The following is a 2,500-nucleotide window of genomic DNA, read 5'->3' as shown; positions in this document are numbered from 1 at the left end:
TTTCGCTCGCCACTACTCTCGGAATCACTATTGTTTTCTCTTCCTCCGCCTACTTAGATGTTTCAGTTCAGCGGGTTAGCATCTTTCGATGACATGCCTTCAACATGCCGGGTTGCCCCATTCGGAAATCTGCGGATCAACACTCATGTGCAGCTCCCCACAGCTTATCGCAGCTTATCACGTCCTTCATCGCCTCTGAGAGCCTAGGCATCCCCCATACGCCCTTTGCTTACTTGTTCACACTTATGTTAGTAGCTTTTGCGACTACTAACTAAGCCCTCTCGTAATCCTTAATAAATTATTCTATTCTCTATCGTAATTCAATACAATTCAAGTTTAACTTTACTTCAAGTAATATCTGTAGTAAATATTACTTCTTCGTCTCAATATGTCAATGAACGTTGCGTACTCCGATAACTACTATTACCATCAACGTACTTCAGTGGAGAATACCGGAGTCGAACCGGTGACCTCCTGCGTGCAAGGCAGGCGCTCTAGCCAGCTGAGCTAATTCCCCGTCACTTCTTCCTTCCAGCCAGGCTTAACGCCTTCGCTTCAAAAAACAACAGGACTCCCAGCTTCCAGAATTTCCTTCATTAAATGTCTAAAAGAACTTTACGCTCTTCTAAAGAACTTGGTAGTCTCAGGCAGACTCGAACTGCCGACCTCTACATTATCAGTGTAGCGCTCTAACCAGCTGAGCTATGAGACTGTGGTCTAAAACCAGTATATCGTATCATATATAGGAAACAACAAAAACAACCACCATAAACTATGAACAGTAAGCTTCATTCCGCTGAACTGCCGGGATATAAATCCCAAACTGATCTCTTTTCTCTAGAAAGGAGGTGTTCCAGCCGCACCTTCCGGTACGGCTACCTTGTTACGACTTAGCCCTAGTTACCAGTCTTGCCCTAGGCCGCTCCTTGCGGTTACAGACTTCAGGCACCCCCGGCTTCCATGGCTTGACGGGCGGTGTGTACAAGGCCCGGGAACGTATTCACCGGATCATGGCTGATATCCGATTACTAGCGATTCCAGCTTCACGGGGTCGAGTTGCAGACCCCGATCCGAACTGTGACCGGCTTTATAGATCCGCATCCCTTTGCAGGGTAGCTTCCCTCTGTACCGGCCATTGTAGCACGTGTGTAGCCCAGGACGTAAGGGCCGTGATGATTTGACGTCATCCCCACCTTCCTCACGGTTTGCACCGGCAGTCCCGTTAGAGTCCCCATCTTTACATGCTGGCAACTAACGGTAGGGGTTGCGCTCGTTATAGGACTTAACCTGACACCTCACGGCACGAGCTGACGACAACCATGCAGCACCTTGAAAGATGTCCGAAGAAAAGAGCGTCTCTGCTCCTGTCATCTCCCATTTAAGCCCTGGTAAGGTTCCTCGCGTATCATCGAATTAAACCACATGCTCCACCGCTTGTGCGGGCCCCCGTCAATTCCTTTGAGTTTCATTCTTGCGAACGTACTCCCCAGGTGGGATACTTATCACTTTCGCTTGGCCGCTGAGTCCGAAAACCCAACAGCTAGTATCCATCGTTTACGGCGTGGACTACCGGGGTATCTAATCCCGTTCGCTCCCCACGCTTTCGTCCATCAGCGTCAGTATATGGTTGGTAACCTGCCTTCGCAATCGGCGTTCTATGTGATATCTATGCATTTCACCGCTACACCACATGTTCCGGCTACCTCACCATAACTCAAGACTATCAGTATCAAAGGCAGTTCTACAGTTGAGCTGCACAATTTCACCTCTGACTTAATAGCCCGCCTACGGACCCTTTAAACCCAATGATTCCGGATAACGCTCGGACCCTCCGTATTACCGCGGCTGCTGGCACGGAGTTAGCCGGTCCTTATTCGTACGATACCGTCAGTCCTCTTCACGAAGAGGGTGTTCTTCTCGTACAAAAGCAGTTTACAACCCATAGGGCAGTCATCCTGCACGCGGCATGGCTGGATCAGTCTTCCGACCATTGTCCAATATTCCTCACTGCTGCCTCCCGTAGGAGTCTGGTCCGTGTCTCAGTACCAGTGTGGGGGATCCCCTCTCAGGGCCCCTAATCATCGTTGCCTTGGTAAGCCGTTACCTTACCAACTAGCTAATGATACGCATGGCCATCTCAATCCACCGAAGTTTTAATTGTTCTATCATGCAATAAAACAATACTATGGGGTATTAATCCAAGTTTCCCTGGGCTATCCCCCTGATTGAGGTAGGTTCCATACGCGTTCCGCACCCGTGCGCCGGTCGTCAGCGGGAGCAAGCTCCCCTGTTACCCCTCGACTTGCATGTGTTAGGCCTGCCGCTAGCGTTCATCCTGAGCCAGGATCAAACTCTTCATTGTAATCCTTAAATAACTTTAAGATCACATCCAAGATCCAATCGCCGGCTGTTCGCAGAATAAATTCTTACTGTTCTTAATTTCTAGCTTTATGTTTTTGCTGTCTTCCCAATATGTATATGAACTTCTTCTTTTTCCCGT

2 tRNA genes and 2 rRNA genes (1 of these 4 cut by a window edge) are annotated in these 2,500 nt (G+C 48.9%); all 4 read right to left on the bottom strand.

Going from position 1 to position 2,500, the window contains the following annotated elements:
* Nucleotides 1-239: ribosomal RNA gene (locus BST99_RS14170) — 23S ribosomal RNA — on the bottom strand; it reaches 2,567 nt to the left of the window's first position.
* A gap of 204 nt (nucleotides 240-443) precedes the next feature.
* Nucleotides 444-517: transfer RNA gene (locus BST99_RS14165), tRNA-Ala, on the bottom strand.
* 118 nt (nucleotides 518-635) lie between these two features.
* Nucleotides 636-712 (bottom strand) — tRNA-Ile (locus tag BST99_RS14160).
* Between the two features lie 129 nt (nucleotides 713-841).
* A 16S ribosomal RNA gene (locus BST99_RS14155) occupies nucleotides 842-2,362 on the bottom strand.
* The 16S and 23S rRNA genes sit together here with 2 tRNA genes alongside, the layout of an rRNA operon.
* Nucleotides 2,363-2,500 lie beyond the last annotated feature (138 nt).

The organism is Aureicoccus marinus, from assembly GCF_002954325.1.
GTDB lineage: Bacteria > Bacteroidota > Bacteroidia > Flavobacteriales > Flavobacteriaceae > Aureicoccus > Aureicoccus marinus.
The sequence above is the reverse complement of the archived record's forward strand: the minus strand, read 5'-3'. Positions and strand labels throughout refer to the sequence as shown.